Raw genomic sequence first — 16,532 nt, forward strand, 5'->3', positions numbered from 1 at the left:
ATAAAATAGCTAATTCATAATCTCTCTTTATTACAATAGAAGGTCTTTATTTTAAAAAAATCTATGAATTTTACAAGTTAAACTAAGTCATGTAAACAAATTCATGTCTGAGGAGGTTATGAAGTATATAAGATGAGCTAGAAATGATAGGAGTAAAAGCTTTTTGGTAAATATAATATCGCTAGTTAATAGTCAAATGGAATGTAAGCGTGAACAGTTTGGGGAGTTTATTTGTGCGAGAATATAGGAGGAAAAGAATATGAATAATGAACTTTTAGAAAAACAATTAATTGATGCGACAAAAAATCTATCGAGTACGGATTCACAGGAGTTAGTCAAAGTATTTTCAGGTGTCATACAAGAATTAAAAGAGGACGATCCTGTAGTGGTATCAAATATCTCAACATTTCAAGGAGATGAATTAAGCAGGTTTAGTCCGCGATTAAAAAAATTAAAAGACCACTATTTAACGATTCGTCCTTCCGTAACGGCGCATCGAGCAAAAGCAGTGACCGAAATTGCAAAAAAATATTGGGGCATGCCTAAAATCATTTTACGAGCTAAAGCGTTTAAACATGCATGTGAAACAGCTCCTTTACTCATTCAAGATAATGAACTAATCGTAGGTCACCCGTGTGGCCGTCCTCGTGCTGGGGCAGTTGCTCCAGATATTGCTTGGCGTTGGGTATTGGATGAACTTGATACAATTGATTCACGTCCGCAAGATCCATTTGAAATTACTGAAGAAACAAAGAGAATGTTGCGTGAAGATATCTTCCCATTTTGGGAAACACGTTCGCTGGATGAAGTGTGTCAGTCACAATATGAAGAAGCAGGTCTTTGGGAATTTTCTGGTGAAGCGTTTGTCAGTGATTTATCCTATCATCAAATCAACGGTGGCGGTGATACTTGTCCAGGGTATGATATTTTACTAATCAAAAAAGGAATCAATAAAATTAAAGAAGAGGCAGAAACAAAACTTTCTGAATTGTTGATGAGCAACCCAGACGACATCGAAAAAATTTATTTCTACAAAGCTGAAATCGAAACATGTGACGGTATTTTAAATTACTCAAAACGTCTGTCTGATTATGCTAAAGAGTTGGCTATGGCAGAAAGTGATCCAGTTCGAAAAGCGGAACTTCTAGAAACAGCAGAAATTTTATTAGCTGTTCCAGCAAATCCGCCAAAAACCTTTAAAGAAGCATTGCAATCAATTTGGACAATGGAATCATTGTTTGTAATTGAAGAAAATCAAACAGGGATTTCATTAGGGCGTTTAGATCAGTATATTTATCCAATGTATAAAGCTGATCTTGAAGCCGGACGAATGACTGAAAAAGAAGCAATCGAATTATTAGGCTGTTTCTTTATTAAATGTTCTGAATACATGTGGCTTTCTAGTGAAGGCGGCGCAAAATTCTTTGCAGGCTATCAACCGTTTATCAACTGTACTGTTGGTGGCGTAAAACGCACAGGTGGAGATGCCACCAATGAATTGACGTATGCAATCATGGAAGCAATTCGCATAACAAAAGTGTATCAACCTTCTTTAGCTTGTCGTATTCACAACCAATCACCGCAAAAATACTTGAAAAAAATTGTTGAAGTTGTCAAAGCAGGTATGGGGTTCCCTGCATGTCATTTCGATGATTCTCATATTAAAATGATGTTGGCTAAAGGGTTTGGCATTGAAGATGCACGTGATTATTGTTTAATGGGTTGTGTAGAACCTCAAAAATCCGGCAGAATCTATCAGTGGACTTCAACTGGCTATACACAATGGCCAATTGCAATCGAGTTTGTTTTAAACCGTGGAATCATGAAATGGCATGGTTCAAAACAAGGAATCGATACAGGTGATTTAGATCAGTTTGAAACCTTTGAACAATTTGATGAGGCAGTGAAAGAACAGCTGAGAAGAATCGTTCATTTATCAGCAATCGGCACTGTAATCAGTCAGCGTGTCCATTCAGAAGTCGCTCCAAAACCGTTGATGTCATTGATGGTGGAAGGTTGTATGGATAGCGGGAAAGATGTTACACATGGAGGAGCAGTCGTCAATAATGGTCCAGGATTAGTTTGGTCCGGTTTAGGAACTTATGTAGACTCAATGGTTGTTATCAAAAAATTAGTATTTGAAGATAAAAAATATACATTAAAACAAATCAAGGAAGCGTTAGATGCTGATTTTGTTGGATATGACCAAATCAAACGTGATTGCTTAAGTGCACCAAAATATGGCAATGATGATGATTATGCTGATTCAATTGCAGCGGAAATCATTAACTGGACAGAAAGAGAACATCAGCAATATGACATGCTTTATTCGAAAATGAGTCATGGAACATTATCGATTTCCAACAATACACCATTTGGAGAAATGACCGCTGCCACACCTAACGGCAGAAATGCTTGGGTACCACTCTCTGACGGAATCTCTCCAAGTCAAGGTGCTGATAAATTCGGCCCAACAGCGATCATTAAGTCAGTCAGTAAATTAGGTGTTGAAAGTATGACGATCGGTATGGTTCATAACTTTAAACTATTAAAAGGGATTTTAGAAACGCCAGAAGGAGAAAATGGTTTAATCAACCTCTTACGCACAGCATCTATACTAGGAAATGGACAGATGCAGTTTAGTTATATCGACAACGAGTTATTACTAAAAGCCCAAGAACAACCAGAGAAACATCGTGATTTGATTATTCGTGTAGCTGGCTATAGTGCATACTTTGTTGAATTATGTAAAGAAGTGCAAGATGAAATCATCAGCCGGACTATGATCGAACATTTCTAATGGTTAGTTAAAAGGAGCGTTCTTTTTAAATAGCTTAAAATTTAAGAATGGTGAGAAAAAAGTTGTTTGGTCTATTCCAACAAATCGGGATGATTAAACAACTTTTATCTTAAATCCATTTTATAGAGGGAGGAAAAAGAATGAATAATGTAAATGACTTAAGTGGGGCTACAGTTGAACAAGCAAAAATAAAACAAGCAACTAGTTTTGAGCGAAAAGGCTTGTTAAATGGTTTGTCTTCGGGCTTACTTTTTGGGTTGAATAGTGCATTACTAGCTTTAGCAATTTCGTTGTTTCTCTTTTCAGATGAACCTAATGCCTATGCCTTACCTTTAGTTTTTGCGGGATTCAATGATTTTTTAGCCGCGATTTGGTTGATTATTTATAATGCTTATCAAGGAAGATTAAAAGAGATTTTAAGAAGTTTGAGATTATTTCCAGGAAAAATGACGTGTTTAGCTGCTTTAATGGGTGGTCCGATTGCGCAAGGTGCGTATCTTCTAGGTATTGCTTTTGCAGGACCAACTTATGCTGTGCCGATTTCAGCTTTGTGCCCAGTAGTTGGAGCGTTGCTTTCAGCTGTATTCTTAAAAGAAAAAATTACTCAGCGTGTTTGGGCAGGTATGGGGATTTGTGTAGTAGGTGCTATTGTTATTTCATATACACCTCCAGCAGGTAATGTAGAGAATTTTTATTTAGGGATTATTTGTGCAGCAATCGCTGCTTTAGGATGGGGATTGGAAGGTGTACTTTCAGCCTTCGGTGGTTCTGTTTTAGACCCTAAGGTAACGATTACGATTCGTGATATTACATCTGGTTTAACATTTTTCCTGATCGTGATGCCTTTAGTAAATGGGTTAGGCGTTTTTCAACAGGTGTTCCAATCACCAAAAACGTTAGCTGTTTTAGCTTTAGCGGCATTAGTTGCTGCGGTATCTTTTTTACAGTGGTATAACGCAAATAGTATGTGTGGTGTTGCGAAAGGGATGGCGTTAAATAGTACGTATGTTATGTGGGGAATTATTTTTTCAGCTGTTGTTTCTCAAGATTTTTCAGCGATTACATCAACTGTTATCATAGGTGCACTATTAATCACGTTTGGGGCAATCATGGTCTCAGTCAATCCACTCTCATTTTTCAAAAAGGAGGCAGCATAATGGCAGAAAATCTATTACCGTTACGTTTTCGTGTATTAAAAGAATTAGAAGAGAAAAAAATGCATTTTCAAGAATTGATGACTTGTTTGCATCCAGAATATGGTGCAGAGAAGCAATTTAATGAAGCAGCATTTTTAGATCATGTCCTTGCATTAAAGGAAAATGGGTTATTAGACGAAGCAGATGCATATATCAATAAACAAAATCAACTACTGACGACGTATCAAATAAATGAGGCTGGAAAAGAGATGCTAAGAAAATATTTACCGAAAAAATAATGAAAGTAGTGAGTAAGATGTTACCAGCCATAAAAACGGCCCGGATCTTTAATATTCAGAAGTATTCTATTTACGATGGAGATGGGATTCGTACGCTAGTCTTCTTTAAAGGCTGCCCATTACGGTGTAAATGGTGCTCAAATCCAGAAAGTGTAGAATCAGGCTTTCAAGTAATGAAACAACAATCAATATGTGATAATTGTGGTATTTGTGTAGAGCATTGCCCAAAAAATATTCATAAAATGCGTACGACGACAGATGGAAAAAAGAAACACTTTGTTGATCGAGAAATTTCTTGTAGCGGTTGCCGTATTTGTGAAGAAAGCTGTCCAAAAAATGCTTTGACAGTGATGGGGCAAGATATGACAGTTACTGAAGTGATGGATGTTATTTTACAAGATATGTTGTTTTATATGAGCTCCAATGGTGGCGTTACTCTTGGCGGTGGTGAGGTGACGTATCAAGGAGATTTTGCAGTAGAACTTTTAGCTGAATGCAAAAAGAATGGCATTCATACAGCAATTGAAACTTGTGGCTATACGAAGTGGGAAATAATGGAAAAATTTGTTGATGTGACGGATTTATTTTTATTTGATGTGAAACATTTTGATCCTGAAAGACACCGCGAACTAGTGGGGGCAAGAAATGATCGTATCATGACAAACTTGGAACAGCTGTTTCAAGCAGGAGCAACTATTTCTGTTAGAATGCCATTGATAAAAGGATTAAATGATTCTATCGAAACGTTAAAAGCAACTATTTTATATATTAAAAAAATCCAAACCAATGGTTACCTGAAAAGTATCGATATTTTACCCTATCACAAATTGGGTGTTGCAAAATATGAACAATTAGGACAAAATTATCCATTGCAAGATGTTGACATGTCGTATACAGATGAAGAACTTGAAAAAATCAGAGAATACATGGCTCAATTCGATTTACCAATTAGAGTAGTCAAACATTGAGAATTAAGTTAGCTTAAACAAAAATCAAACAAAAGTAGACTGATAGGATTGAATTGAAGCCTTTGATCTATTCTGAAAGTTATGATAAGAAGACAAATCAACAAAAAAGAGCAACTAAAACTTGATAAAAAATATCGGATAGCCTGAGTAAAAATTAGTATAGATTGAGCTGATAAAAAATTGTAGTAGCAAAAGTATTTATTGCGAATATTCATTTGTTACGCCCCTGATTTAATACATTATATAATCATTTAGTCATAGTAATTTAAAAGCTAAAATTGTAGTAAATGTTATTTATGTTATACTGTATGTATGACAAAAATTGTATTAAAAAGGAGCAATTAGTGTGGAAAATGTTTATCTCACTATCTACACCAGCTCAGAGCTTTCTCAGCAAACGATTGAGCAATCTCAAGAGCTATTGAAAAGGTTTCCGATTAAGGTCCGTCCGCATTTTCAACTTTTAACTAAAGTGAGTTCAACAAATGACAAAGCAAACCAAAGCTTCTGCAAGAGAGCGATGGATTGTTCATCTTGTCCCTCTAGCAGCGGTATTTTTAGAAAGAAGAGAAGTTCTTCCTATTGTCATCGCTGTAGTTATGGACTAAGTAAATTTATCTATCCGTTTCAATACTGTGGGAACGAACGAGGATTATTGATTTTTGGTCCATTTTTTAAAGATGAAACAGATATCAACTTGTTGATCTTATCTGATATCGATATAGCTGGTGCGAATGAAAGAATGAATATCTTAAACCTTTTTGAAGTGGAAGATTTAGAAAAAGTTGAAAATTTTGCTTCAGTGTTTGCAGCTTTTTTATCTCAAACTTTAACGATGGAAAAATTGGAAAAAGAAAAACAGAAAACGGAGAATAACCTAAAAATTTTATCTCAAAAAATAGAACATATAGAAAATCAGGATAATATCAAAGGATTGACACCTTATTTTGTATTCAATTCACTGACTACATTGGCAAGGTTAGCTCATTTTAATGAAAATCCTGATCTAGAAGAGGCTGTTTATAAGCTTTCCAGTGTTATCCGTTACAATTATCAATCACAAAATCATTGTGTTTCTTTGGAAGAAGCATTCAGCTATTTAAATGACTACTTAGAACTCAGCACAACAAGGTCTATAAAGAGATTATCGTATCAAGTCAATCTTCCCCAAGAATTGACACAATATCGAATACCTGTAATGACGTTGATTCCAATTGTAGAAAATTTACTAGAAATTAGATTACCAAAATATGGAGATGATTTTTCTCTACTATTTACAGTAACAAAAACCAATGGAAATATTATCATTACGATTCAAGAGCAAATTCACTTAGATAGAAAAAGAGAATTGGTTGTAGAGGAAGAATTTCTACATACAGTGGCCAACCGCAACAAGAAATTGATTGAATTATTAGGAGATCAAGCGCATGTTCAGGTGGTAGAAATGTCTAATAAGTTAATTGTGGAAGTTGTGATTCCAGCTTCAAAAGGATTAATAGTATGACCAGAAGGTGATGTACATGAAAAATATAATGATCGTTGAAGAGGATGAGTTGGAACGCCAATTTATAAAAGAGATTATCAAAGAAAACTATCAGAGAGAAAATTTAAATGTAGTGGAAGTCCAAAATGGAATCGAAGCACTATCTAAAGCTAGAATATTTCAACCTGAATTAGTTGTAATGGATATTGAAGTAGCTGGGATAAATGGACTAGAATTACAAAAAGAAATGCTCCAGATCAAACCAACGATTTACACAATTTGGACATCAATCTATTCTAATTTCGATTTATTGAGCCAAGGATTGACCTATAATATTCGAGGCTATTTACTAAAACCATATTCGAAAAAAGAAATGATGCAGCATCTAGATAAGTTCATGAAGCGTAAGAAGAAATACACGCTTTCTGAAAGTTACAATAAGCAATTTAGTGAAGGAGTCAATAAAGCAATTCAATTTATCAAGAAGAATTTTAAACAAAAGACAACAATTGACGATATTGCAAATCATGTTTATTTAAATCCACAGTATTTCGGCCGATTATTTCGCAAGGAGCTTGGAATCAGTGTAAATGACTATATCAATATCTTGAAAGTCGAAGAATCCTGTCGTCTGTTGCATGAAACTGATTTGCCATTATATCGAATTGCAACAGAAGTTGGTTTTGCTGATTCTTCCTATTTTACCAGAGTATTTACGAAATATCTAAAAATGACACCACATGAGTATCGTAAACAAGAAGTAGTCAAATAAGAAAATAATGGAATAAAACAATTCAAAATTTGCTAGACTAAGTCTATAATATAATAAGAAAATAATTAAACTATTTCCTATTATAAATATAGAAAAGAGTGTGAACTGAAAATGTGGAAAACAAAAGAAGAAAAGATTGCTACATATCAACTTTTAGTACAGCAACAAGCTGCAATTATTGAAATCGAACATGATAAAATCGCGAACCTCGCCAATTCTTCTGCACTATTGGCAGATGCGTTACCTAATACAGTTTTTGCCGGTTATTACTTATTTGATGAAGTAGAACTGGTATTAGGTCCGTTTCAAGGAAAAGTTTCGTGTACTCGTATTAACATGGGTAAAGGTGTGTGTGGAGAATCTGCTGAAAAACGTGAAACGTTAATTGTTGATGATGTAAAAAATCATAAAAATTATATCTCTTGTGATTCAGCTGCACGATCTGAAATTGTCGTACCAATGATCAAGGACGGAAAACTGCTTGGCGTTTTAGATCTAGATAGTTCGGTAACTCATGGTTATGATGAAACAGATCAGAAGTACTTAGAACAATTTGTTGCAGCGCTTTTAAAAGATACCAATTTTAGGTAAATATGAGCATCCCTTTCGCTTAATCTATTTTGGCATGAGATAATCATAAAAAATAGAGTGAGGGGATGACAACCAATGCTAGAAGTATATTTAAATTTTAAGAATGAAGCGGCAGAGGCAATTGCATTTTATGAAACAGTATTTGACTTAACATGTGAAGATGTTATGACGTTTGCGGATGCACCGGAAGATCCAGAACATCCAACACCAGAAGCTTGGAAAAATCTGATTATCAATGCATCAATGACAATTGAGGGTGTACCCGTGATGTTTTCTGATGTGCCGGATGGAATGGGCTTGACGTTTATTGAAGGAAATAATGTTTCTTTAGTGATAAGCACAGAAGATGAAGCGAAAATAGATCGTATTTTCGAACGTTTAACTGAAGGTGGAAAAGTAACGATGCCTTTAGGTGAAACATTCTGGTCTAAAAAATATGGTATGGTCATTGATAAATTTGGAATCAATTGGATGCTGAATTATTATATTGAGTCCTAATTTTGTAAAGAATCAGCTAAAATAAATAAGAGACCATCAATGGATTTTGAACGATTAAATCTATTGATGGTTTTTTTGATTATATAGAAAAATCTACGTTCAATTTGGGTGGAATTTTGATATAATGATTTAGTTATTAGATAAGGAGGGGAAAATTTTGATTGGGTATTTATATCTATTTATTGCCATAATAAGTGAGGTTATAGCAACAAATCTACTAAAAGCAACGGATGGATTTAGTAAGTTAGTGCCATCGGTAGAATGTTTAGTTGCTTATGTTGTCTGTTTTTATAGTTTGTCTAAAGCGATAAAATATATGCCATTAAATGTTGCATATGCATTATGGGGAGCAGTCGGAATCATCTTGATCACGATCTTTTCAGTGGTTTATTGGAAAGAACAAATCAATACACCAACCGTTATCGGTATTGGTTTTATCGTGATTGGTACGGTTTTAGTCAATACTTTTGGAACTGGACATTAATTTTTTTAGAAATGAAAAATTATTTCAAGAAGTGTTATTTCGCTATAAATAGAAAGGTGAAGAAGCAGCACCTGATCCTTTAAAAATCAAGATGAATATGTTATACTAATAAAAGCGTATATTATGCTATTTAATCTTAACGGGGACGTTACGGATTCGACAGGCATAGTTGAGCTTGAATTGCGTTTCGTAGGTTACGTCTACGTAAAAACGTTACAGTTAAATATAACTGCTAAAAACGAAAACAATACTTTCGCTCTAGCTGCGTAAAAACAGCAGGTGAAGATCCTCCCGGCATCGCCCATGTGCTCGGGTAAGGGTCTCAAATTAAGTGGGATACGCTACATTTTTCCGTCTGTAAAATGTAGAAGAGATCATCAGACTAGCGAGAGTTTGGGCCTGTTATGCGGCATGAACTTCAGCGAAGCCTTAAAATAGTATGACTATGAGCGTAGAAGTTTAAGTGGCAATGTGTTTGGACGCGGGTTCGACTCCCGCCGTCTCCATTTTTAGTAAATGTGAGACCAAAAGTTAAAACGAAAAACAGCTGTAAATGCCTTTAGTGGGTATTCATAGCTGTTTTTTATTTTTAGAAAATGAAATGATTTTTTCAAGTATTTTACATTGCCATTAAGTTTAAATAGCTTTTATCGTACTAATTTTTTTAAATCTAGCCTTTCTCAAATAAGTTAAAAAGTGTGATAAAGTATCAATCTGATTATTAATAAGTAGCAGATATAACTAAACCAATTTCAGTAGACGTAGAAATTCTTTTGAAGCACTTGAAAAGATTTGATCTTTTTTCCAAACAATGTTGATATTTGCGGTTAATAGTGGTGAACAGGGAATAAAGACTAGATTTGTATTAGCCGTATTCACAATGCCGTCAATGCAAAGGGCACTTGCGATACCTTCTTTTACCAACAATGAGGCATTATAAAGTAAATTATATGTGCCAACAACATTTAGGTGTGTTATATTTCCTCCAAACCATTCGGACAGCTGATTATCAACGAATGATTGATTTGAAATGAGCAAAGGTGTATGTTGAATATCTTTTGGCTGGACTGTTTTTTGGTTAGCTAGAGGATGTGATTTATTGACTAAAATTCCCCAGGAATCAATCAAAGGCAGGCGAATATATTCGTATTTTTGTTTTTCTACGGGGTCGATAACCAGCCCAAAATCTAACAGTCCCTTATCAATTTTTTCCAATACATCATCAGCATTTCCGCTATAAAGGTGTATGTTAATTTCTGGATAGTTGTCTCTAAGTTCATGCAGAATACGTCCAAGAAACTCAAACGCTTGCGTTTCCCCGCCACCAATAGTGATCTGTCCACTAATGACTTCATTCTTAATAAGGTTTGTTGTTGTTGACTCAACCAAAGATAGAATTTCTTTTCCTCTATTCATTAAATAGATACCATCTTCCGTTAATGTGATAAATCGATTTCCTCTAGTAAATAAGGTAACACCAAGCTCTTCTTCTAGTTCTTTTAATTGTTTTGAAAGCGTTGGCTGAGATAGATGTAAAACTTCAGCCGCTTTACTAATTGTTTTTTCTCTTGCAACAGTTAAAAAGTATGTTAATACACGAAGTTCCATTTAATACCCCTTCCTATAGTTAAAAAGAATAGTTGTGTATGATTTATTGGTATTAGTTAAGTATAAACGATTCAGGTATAATTTGGGTAGTGAAAATTTAATGAATAAGGAGGGAAAGAAAATGTCAAATATAAGTTTACAGCAGAAAATCGTAGGAAAAGAGATTTTAAAAGATTCAACCATATTTAAAGAAATTCATTTAGTTAAACAGCATAACGAGCGATTGATTATGATGATGAACGCACAATATTATTCTAATGAAGAGATTTTACAATACTTAGAAGAAATTACTAGTCAAAAAATTGATCCATCCGTAAAAATTTCGCAGCCCTTTTACACTGATTTCGGTAAGCATATCACATTTGGAAAAGATATTTTTATTAATCAAAATGTGACGTTTGTTGATTTAGGAGGGATTACGATTGAAGATCAAGTGTTGATTGGCCCAGGATCTAGATTAATTACAGTGAATCATTTGATCTCTCCTAAAAAAAGACGCGGAATTAAAGTAGAGCCGATTTATATTAAGAAGAATGCATGGCTTGGGGCAAATGTGACCATTTTACCTGGTATTACAATTGGAAAAAACTCGATTGTTGCAGCGGATTCAACAGTAACAAAAGATGTTCCTGATAATGTGATTGTTGTAGGAAGTCCAGCCAAAGTGGTTCGAAAGATTGAAGAAGATGAACTGTAAAAGAATAGCAGACTTTTTATTTCTTTTATTTATAAGCGTAATGATTTGTTCCGGGTGCACGGCAATTTCGTCCAAAAAAGATACAGTATTAAAAATTTCAAAAACGGAATATAACGATATAGGGAAATACTCACTAGAAGCAAACGGAGAAGTAACTGTTATGAACATAACTATTGAAAATAAACCGTTTCAAATTGAATTGGAATCGAATCAAACAACGAAAGAACTATTAGCTCGACTTCCAATGAATCTAAAAATGAATGATTTGCACGGAAACGAAAAGTATACTTATTTAGTAGAAACGTTACCAACACAAGTTGAACAAGTAGGCAAAATCGAAAAAGGAGCTGTCATGCTTTTTGGTTCAGATTGTCTTGTTCTATTTTATGAAACATTTCCTACTAATTATTCATATACTAAAATAGGCAAAATAAAGGAAGCTGATCAACTCGATTTTATATCAAAGAAAGTAGCAATCAATGTCATATTGACACTATAAAAATAACAAAGGAGCGAGACAAATGGCGATTAAAGATAAAGTAGTGATTATTACAGGAGCCTCATCAGGAATTGGTGAGGCAACAGCAATGCTACTAGCTGAAAAAGGAGCAAAAGTAGTATTAGCAGCACGCAGAGAAGAAAAATTACAAACAATTGTTGCAAAAATCAAAGAAAATTCAGGTGAAGCAGTATATTTAGTAACAGATGTAACTAAGCGAATCGATAATCAAAAATTAGTAGATTTTGCTATTTCTGTGTATGGAAAGGTAGATGTTATCTTTTTAAATGCTGGTATTATGCCTAATTCCCCATTATCTGCACTCAAAGAAGATGAGTGGGACCAAATGATTGATATCAATATCAAAGGAGTACTGAATGGTCTAGCAGCAGTCTTACCCAACTTTATTGAGCAAAAATCCGGACATGTACTGACAACATCATCCGTAGCTGGACTCAAAGCTTACCCAGGAGGAGCTGTTTATGGTGCAACGAAATGGGCGATTCGTGATTTGATGGAAGTATTACGAATGGAATCAGCGCAAGAAGGAACCAATATCCGTACCGCCACAATTTATCCAGCTGCAATCAATACAGAGTTACTTGATAAAATTACAGATTCAAAAACTGCTGATGGAATGACTAGTTTGTATGATAAATATGGTATTGCGCCAGAGCGTGTGGCAAGTATTGTTGCATATGCAATTGATCAGCCTGAAGATGTAAATGTCAATGAATTTACAGTAGGGCCAACTAGTCAGCCATGGTGATATATAACAGCTTCGTTTAAAGAAACTGCTCTCACTGAATCTAGGTTAAAATAGGCTCTAATTTCATAGAGAAAGTCAAATTGATTCTAACATTGTTCGTGACTCTCTATGAATGGGTCGTTTGAGGTATGTGTCCTTTTATCAATGTTATTAAATGAAATAGAAAACTTCAGGGTATAGATAATTACACAAAACAAATCAATTAAATTAAAATTTAAGCCTTGCGTTAAAGTGTGCTTTAAGTTGTATAATAAAAAATAGAACAAGTACAAGACGGAGAGGATGATAAAAATGGAGTATGCAAAATTAGGCAATACTGGACTAGATGTTTCAAGGATTTGTTTAGGTGCAATGAGCTTTGGAGACCCTAAAAATTGGATTCATAAATGGGTACTTGAAGAAGAAGAGAGCAGACCATTAATCAAAAGAGCACTAGAACTGGGTATCAACTTTTTTGATACTGCAAATGTTTATTCTTTAGGTAGAAGTGAAGAAATTTTAGGCAAAGCATTGAAGGACTACGCCAATCGAGATGAAATTGTACTAGCGACAAAAGTTCATCAAAAAATGTTTGATGGTCCAAACGGTCAGGGATTATCAAGAAAAGCTATTATGTCTCAAATAGATCAGAGTTTGAAGCGTCTGCAAACAGATTATGTGGATTTATATATCATTCATCGTTGGGATCCCTATACACCGATTGAAGAAACTATGGAAGCATTAAATGACGTTGTTAAAGCTGGTAAAGCAAGATATATTGGTGCTTCCGCGATGTATACTTATCAATTTCAACAAGCAAATAATATAGCAGAAAAAAATGGTTGGGCAAAATTTGTCTCTATGCAAAACCACTTAAATTTGATTTATCGTGAAGAAGAACGTGAAATGATTCCCTATTGTCTTTCTGAAAAAATTGCACTTACACCCTATAGTCCAATGGCATCAGGGCGATTAATTAGAAGTACTTCAGAAGCAACCAAACGAAGCACCACCGATGATGCACAAAAAGCTAAATATGATGAAACCGCGGATAAAGATCAGATGATTATAGATCGCGTTGCTGAATTGGCTGCCAAATATGAGACCAATAAAGTGAATATTGCCTTAGGATGGTTACTACAAAAAAATCCAGTAGTTGCACCTGTTATCGGCGCAACAAAAATGAATCATATCGAAACAGCGGTGGGCGCGGTAGATTTTAAATTAAGTCAAGCAGATGTTCTTTATTTAGAAGAACCTTATATCCCACACAAAGTAGTGGGACACGTCTAAAAAAATACTTCCCGTTCTTTAATGAATGGGAAGTATTTTTTGTTATTTTCCTAAAATAAAACGATCTCCAGCAGCCATTATCTGGATTCTTTCAGGATTGGTTACTCTATGAATCAGATCAGCTGGATTTCCATTGAAAACATTCATATGAGGAGCATCCACTGTTCCCCAATGAGACAAAAGTAAAGCAGCATTTGGATAAGTGTTAGCAAGTTTAATCGCATTATCTAAGCCAATATGCCATTCGTTATCAGAAAAATCAAAGAGAATCGCATCAGGTTCAGGCATTTCTAGATGAGATGCTAATAACTTGGAATCGCCAGGAATCCATAAGGTTCCATCTGGTGTTTCAATCCAAAATCCACAAAAGTCCTCTAATTTAAAGACACGATCGTATTTTTTACTTTCATTTTGCCATAAATGGTCAGCAGGTGTTAATGTTATTTTTAATGGACCTTCGTTAAAAGAAGCATGTATTTCATGACCAAATGCTTCAAACATCATTTTTTCTTTAACTAGTCCAGCTACATATTTAGGTGCGTGTAGAGCATTTGTCAGCGGTAGTAATTTTTTTAAGGTTGCTATACTAAAATGATCATTGTCAGCATGGGTGATAAGAATACTATCCAAATGTGGTACTTGATCCGTTTTGATTGGCATTTCAATTAACAAAGGCAAATCAAATCCTTCTAAAACTGGATCAACCATCATGCAATAGCCTCTGCTATTTAAAAATATACCTGAATTTCCTAGCCATCGGATTTCAGTATGATGATTTTCTTGAAAGGCTTCTGCGCCAAACGAAATGGTTTTTGGTGGTGTTGCTTGTGATTGTTCGTTCATTATTTTCTCCTCTCCAAGAACATTATTTTTTGTAAATATCTTTAGCAATTGTAAAAGCTGACCAAGCTTTAGGCCATCCAATATAAAAGGCAAGGTGAGTAATGATTTCTGCCATTTCTTCTTGAGTAACCCCATTTTCTTTTGCTTTTCCCATATGAAAGACTAACTGTTCAAAATTGCCTCCAGAAATTAAAGCTGTAATTGTAACAATTGAGCGATCACGTGGATTCAACTCCTCTTCTCTTGACCAAACTTGTCCAAATAAAACATCATCATTTAGTTCAGCAAATTTTGGTGCAAATTCACCGAGTTGGTCACGGCCTGCTGTAATTTTTGTCATAATTGATAACCTCCTAATGTTGCATCTGTTTAAAGTATACACCTTAAAGTGCACTTTAAATCAAGTGGAAATACTGGTAAGATAGAATGACCAAATACTTAAATGATAGAAGAGGGATTGATTACTATGAATATTTCAGAAGTTGCAGCAAAATATGATATGACACCTGCTACGATTCGCTACTATGAGAGTCAAGGGTTAATGCCGGCGATTACCCGTAACCAATCGGGAACTAGAGATTTTCAAGAAGAGGATTTAAATTGGGTTGAATTCATTAAATGTATGAGAGATTCAGGATTGTCTATTCATTCTCTTTCAAAATATTCAGAGTTATATCAAATTGGGGAACAAACGTTGACGCAAAGAAAAGAGATTTTGTTGGATGAATATCAAAAACTTTTAAAGAAACAGGCATTAATTAATGGAACTGTTGCTAAATTAGAAAAGAAAATCGCGAATTATGATGTTAAAATAAAAAAATATGAGGAAGAGATAGTTACGGAAAAAGAACTAGGCTAGTTTAAACTGGAGGGAAATGAAAATGTATCTTTTTCAAAGAATTGAAGAAGCAGTCTTTAAGCAAAATGATGCCCGACGAGTGATTGGTGAATTTATTCTTGAAAATCGTGACCAACTAAAATCTTACTCGATGGAAGAGATTGCCAAGAAAACCTTTACGTCTAAGCCAACCTTAGTTCGATTTGCGAAATATTTTGGCTATTCAGGTTGGAAAGAATTCATGTATGCTTTTACTCATGAAGTGGCCTATCATGACGATAATGCTTACGTAGATGTTGATCCTAACTTTCCATTTTTAGCTCAACACGATACGTTAGAAATCATTGAAAGTATTGCGACTTTAAAAATTCAGAGTATCAAAGATACGGTTTCTTTGATTGCTATAGAAGATCTTAACAAAGCTGCAGAACTTATTCATCGTGCAAATAGCGTTGTGATTTATGGGACGAGTCCAAATTATTATTACGGTGAACTGATTAAGAGAAATTTGTTATCGATTCAAAAGAAAGCAATCATGGCCAATTCGGGTGAAAGTGGTATTATCACACAAACAGTGAATAACAAAGATTGTGCGATTATGATTTCTTATTCTGGAAGTAGCTTTGATGACAACCCAACCAGCAATGTAAAATTATTAATGAAAAATTCAGTACCAATCATTAGTATTACAAGCGGTGGTGAAAACTATTTAAGGGATTACTCAGATGTTGTCCTTAATATTTCTAGTAAAGAAAAATTATATTCCAAGATAGCCAATTTTGCGACACAGGAATCCATTCTATTTATTCTCGATGCTCTGTTCGCAAAGGTATTTTCACTTGATTATGAAGTCAATAGAAGGAATAAAATTACAAATTCAAAATTATTAGAGTCTAAAAGACAGGCTACTTTTAAAGAGTTATCTGAAAAATTTTAATCATAAAAAGCACTTGGATATTTTTGACCAAGTGCTTT

Annotated in this window: 18 protein-coding genes and 1 other RNA gene; 16 read left to right on the forward strand and 3 right to left on the reverse strand. The window is 34.6% G+C overall.

What is annotated here, in order from left to right; translation table 11 throughout:
- Positions 1–259 precede the first annotated feature (259 nt).
- The 10 genes from cutC to ssrA all read left to right on the forward strand — a co-directional run bounded on the left by cutC (position 260) and on the right by ssrA (position 9,540).
- Positions 260–2,800, forward strand: a complete 2,541-nt coding sequence (cutC, locus tag I583_RS04945; protein WP_010760255.1) for a choline trimethylamine-lyase — start codon at positions 260–262, stop codon at positions 2,798–2,800.
- A 140-nt stretch (positions 2,801–2,940) separates the two neighbouring features.
- Positions 2,941–3,957, forward strand: coding sequence for a DMT family transporter (locus I583_RS04950; protein WP_010760256.1), 1,017 nt, complete (start codon positions 2,941–2,943; stop codon positions 3,955–3,957).
- Entirely contained in the window at positions 3,957–4,235 is a 279-nt protein-coding gene (locus I583_RS04955; RefSeq protein WP_010760257.1) for a hypothetical protein, read from the forward strand. The genes I583_RS04950 and I583_RS04955 overlap by 1 nt, the downstream gene beginning before the upstream one ends.
- 17 nt (positions 4,236–4,252) lie before the next feature.
- Positions 4,253–5,203 carry a choline TMA-lyase-activating enzyme gene (gene cutD / locus I583_RS04960; RefSeq protein ID WP_208854724.1) on the forward strand — a complete coding sequence of 317 codons (951 nt, stop codon included), beginning with the start codon at positions 4,253–4,255 and terminating at the stop codon, positions 5,201–5,203.
- A 346-nt stretch (positions 5,204–5,549) separates the two neighbouring features.
- A complete protein-coding gene (locus I583_RS04965) occupies positions 5,550–6,707 on the forward strand; it encodes a histidine kinase (RefSeq protein WP_010760259.1) in 1,158 nt (385 codons plus the stop codon).
- A 16-nt stretch (positions 6,708–6,723) separates the two neighbouring features.
- Positions 6,724–7,458: a response regulator transcription factor gene (locus I583_RS04970; protein ID WP_010760260.1), complete on the forward strand. Its 735-nt coding sequence runs from the start codon at positions 6,724–6,726 to the stop codon at positions 7,456–7,458.
- A 111-nt stretch (positions 7,459–7,569) separates the two neighbouring features.
- A complete protein-coding gene (locus tag I583_RS04975) occupies positions 7,570–8,049 on the forward strand; it encodes a GAF domain-containing protein (RefSeq protein ID WP_010760261.1) in 480 nt (159 codons plus the stop codon).
- Between the two features lie 75 nt (positions 8,050–8,124).
- Positions 8,125–8,547, forward strand: a complete 423-nt coding sequence (locus I583_RS04980; RefSeq protein ID WP_010760262.1) for a VOC family protein — start codon at positions 8,125–8,127, stop codon at positions 8,545–8,547.
- Between the two features lie 160 nt (positions 8,548–8,707).
- Positions 8,708–9,031: a DMT family transporter gene (locus I583_RS04985; protein WP_034683140.1), complete on the forward strand. Its 324-nt coding sequence runs from the start codon at positions 8,708–8,710 to the stop codon at positions 9,029–9,031.
- Positions 9,032–9,172: 141 nt separating this feature from the next.
- Positions 9,173–9,540: a transfer-messenger RNA gene (ssrA, locus tag I583_RS16425) on the forward strand.
- 232 nt (positions 9,541–9,772) lie between these two features.
- On the opposite strand, the gene I583_RS04990 is transcribed toward ssrA, so the two are convergent.
- Positions 9,773–10,639: a LysR family transcriptional regulator gene (locus I583_RS04990; RefSeq protein ID WP_010760264.1), complete on the reverse strand. Its 867-nt coding sequence runs from the start codon at positions 10,637–10,639 to the stop codon at positions 9,773–9,775.
- Positions 10,640–10,760: 121 nt separating this feature from the next.
- Here I583_RS04990 and I583_RS04995 point away from each other — a divergent pair, with 121 nt between their 5' ends.
- The 4 genes from I583_RS04995 (at position 10,761) to I583_RS05010 (ending at position 13,876) form a co-directional block, all read left to right on the forward strand.
- A complete protein-coding gene (locus I583_RS04995) occupies positions 10,761–11,336 on the forward strand; it encodes a DapH/DapD/GlmU-related protein (RefSeq protein WP_010760265.1) in 576 nt (191 codons plus the stop codon).
- A 160-nt stretch (positions 11,337–11,496) separates the two neighbouring features.
- The gene (locus I583_RS05000; RefSeq protein ID WP_010760266.1) at positions 11,497–11,835 is read left to right on the forward strand and encodes a cyclophilin-like fold protein; all 339 of its coding nucleotides are present in this window, start codon (positions 11,497–11,499) and stop codon (positions 11,833–11,835) included.
- A 22-nt stretch (positions 11,836–11,857) separates the two neighbouring features.
- A complete protein-coding gene (locus tag I583_RS05005) occupies positions 11,858–12,604 on the forward strand; it encodes an SDR family oxidoreductase (RefSeq protein WP_010760267.1) in 747 nt (248 codons plus the stop codon).
- 291 nt (positions 12,605–12,895) lie between these two features.
- Positions 12,896–13,876, forward strand: coding sequence for an aldo/keto reductase (locus I583_RS05010; RefSeq protein WP_010760268.1), 981 nt, complete (start codon positions 12,896–12,898; stop codon positions 13,874–13,876).
- 42 nt (positions 13,877–13,918) lie between these two features.
- Here the strand turns inward: I583_RS05010 and I583_RS05015 are convergent, their stop codons facing one another.
- Positions 13,919–14,719 carry an MBL fold metallo-hydrolase gene (locus I583_RS05015; protein ID WP_010760269.1) on the reverse strand — a complete coding sequence of 267 codons (801 nt, stop codon included), beginning with the start codon at positions 14,717–14,719 and terminating at the stop codon, positions 13,919–13,921.
- 22 nt (positions 14,720–14,741) lie between these two features.
- Positions 14,742–15,059 carry a carboxymuconolactone decarboxylase family protein gene (locus I583_RS05020; RefSeq protein ID WP_010760270.1) on the reverse strand — a complete coding sequence of 106 codons (318 nt, stop codon included), beginning with the start codon at positions 15,057–15,059 and terminating at the stop codon, positions 14,742–14,744.
- A 126-nt stretch (positions 15,060–15,185) separates the two neighbouring features.
- Here I583_RS05020 and I583_RS05025 point away from each other — a divergent pair, with 126 nt between their 5' ends.
- The gene (locus I583_RS05025; RefSeq protein WP_010760271.1) at positions 15,186–15,578 is read left to right on the forward strand and encodes a MerR family transcriptional regulator; all 393 of its coding nucleotides are present in this window, start codon (positions 15,186–15,188) and stop codon (positions 15,576–15,578) included.
- A gap of 22 nt (positions 15,579–15,600) precedes the next feature.
- A complete protein-coding gene (locus I583_RS05030; protein WP_010760272.1) occupies positions 15,601–16,494 on the forward strand; it encodes a MurR/RpiR family transcriptional regulator in 894 nt (297 codons plus the stop codon).
- Positions 16,495–16,532: the final 38 nt, after the last annotated feature.

It is taken from the genome of Enterococcus haemoperoxidus ATCC BAA-382, assembly GCF_000407165.1.
Lineage (GTDB): Bacteria > Bacillota > Bacilli > Lactobacillales > Enterococcaceae > Enterococcus_L > Enterococcus_L haemoperoxidus.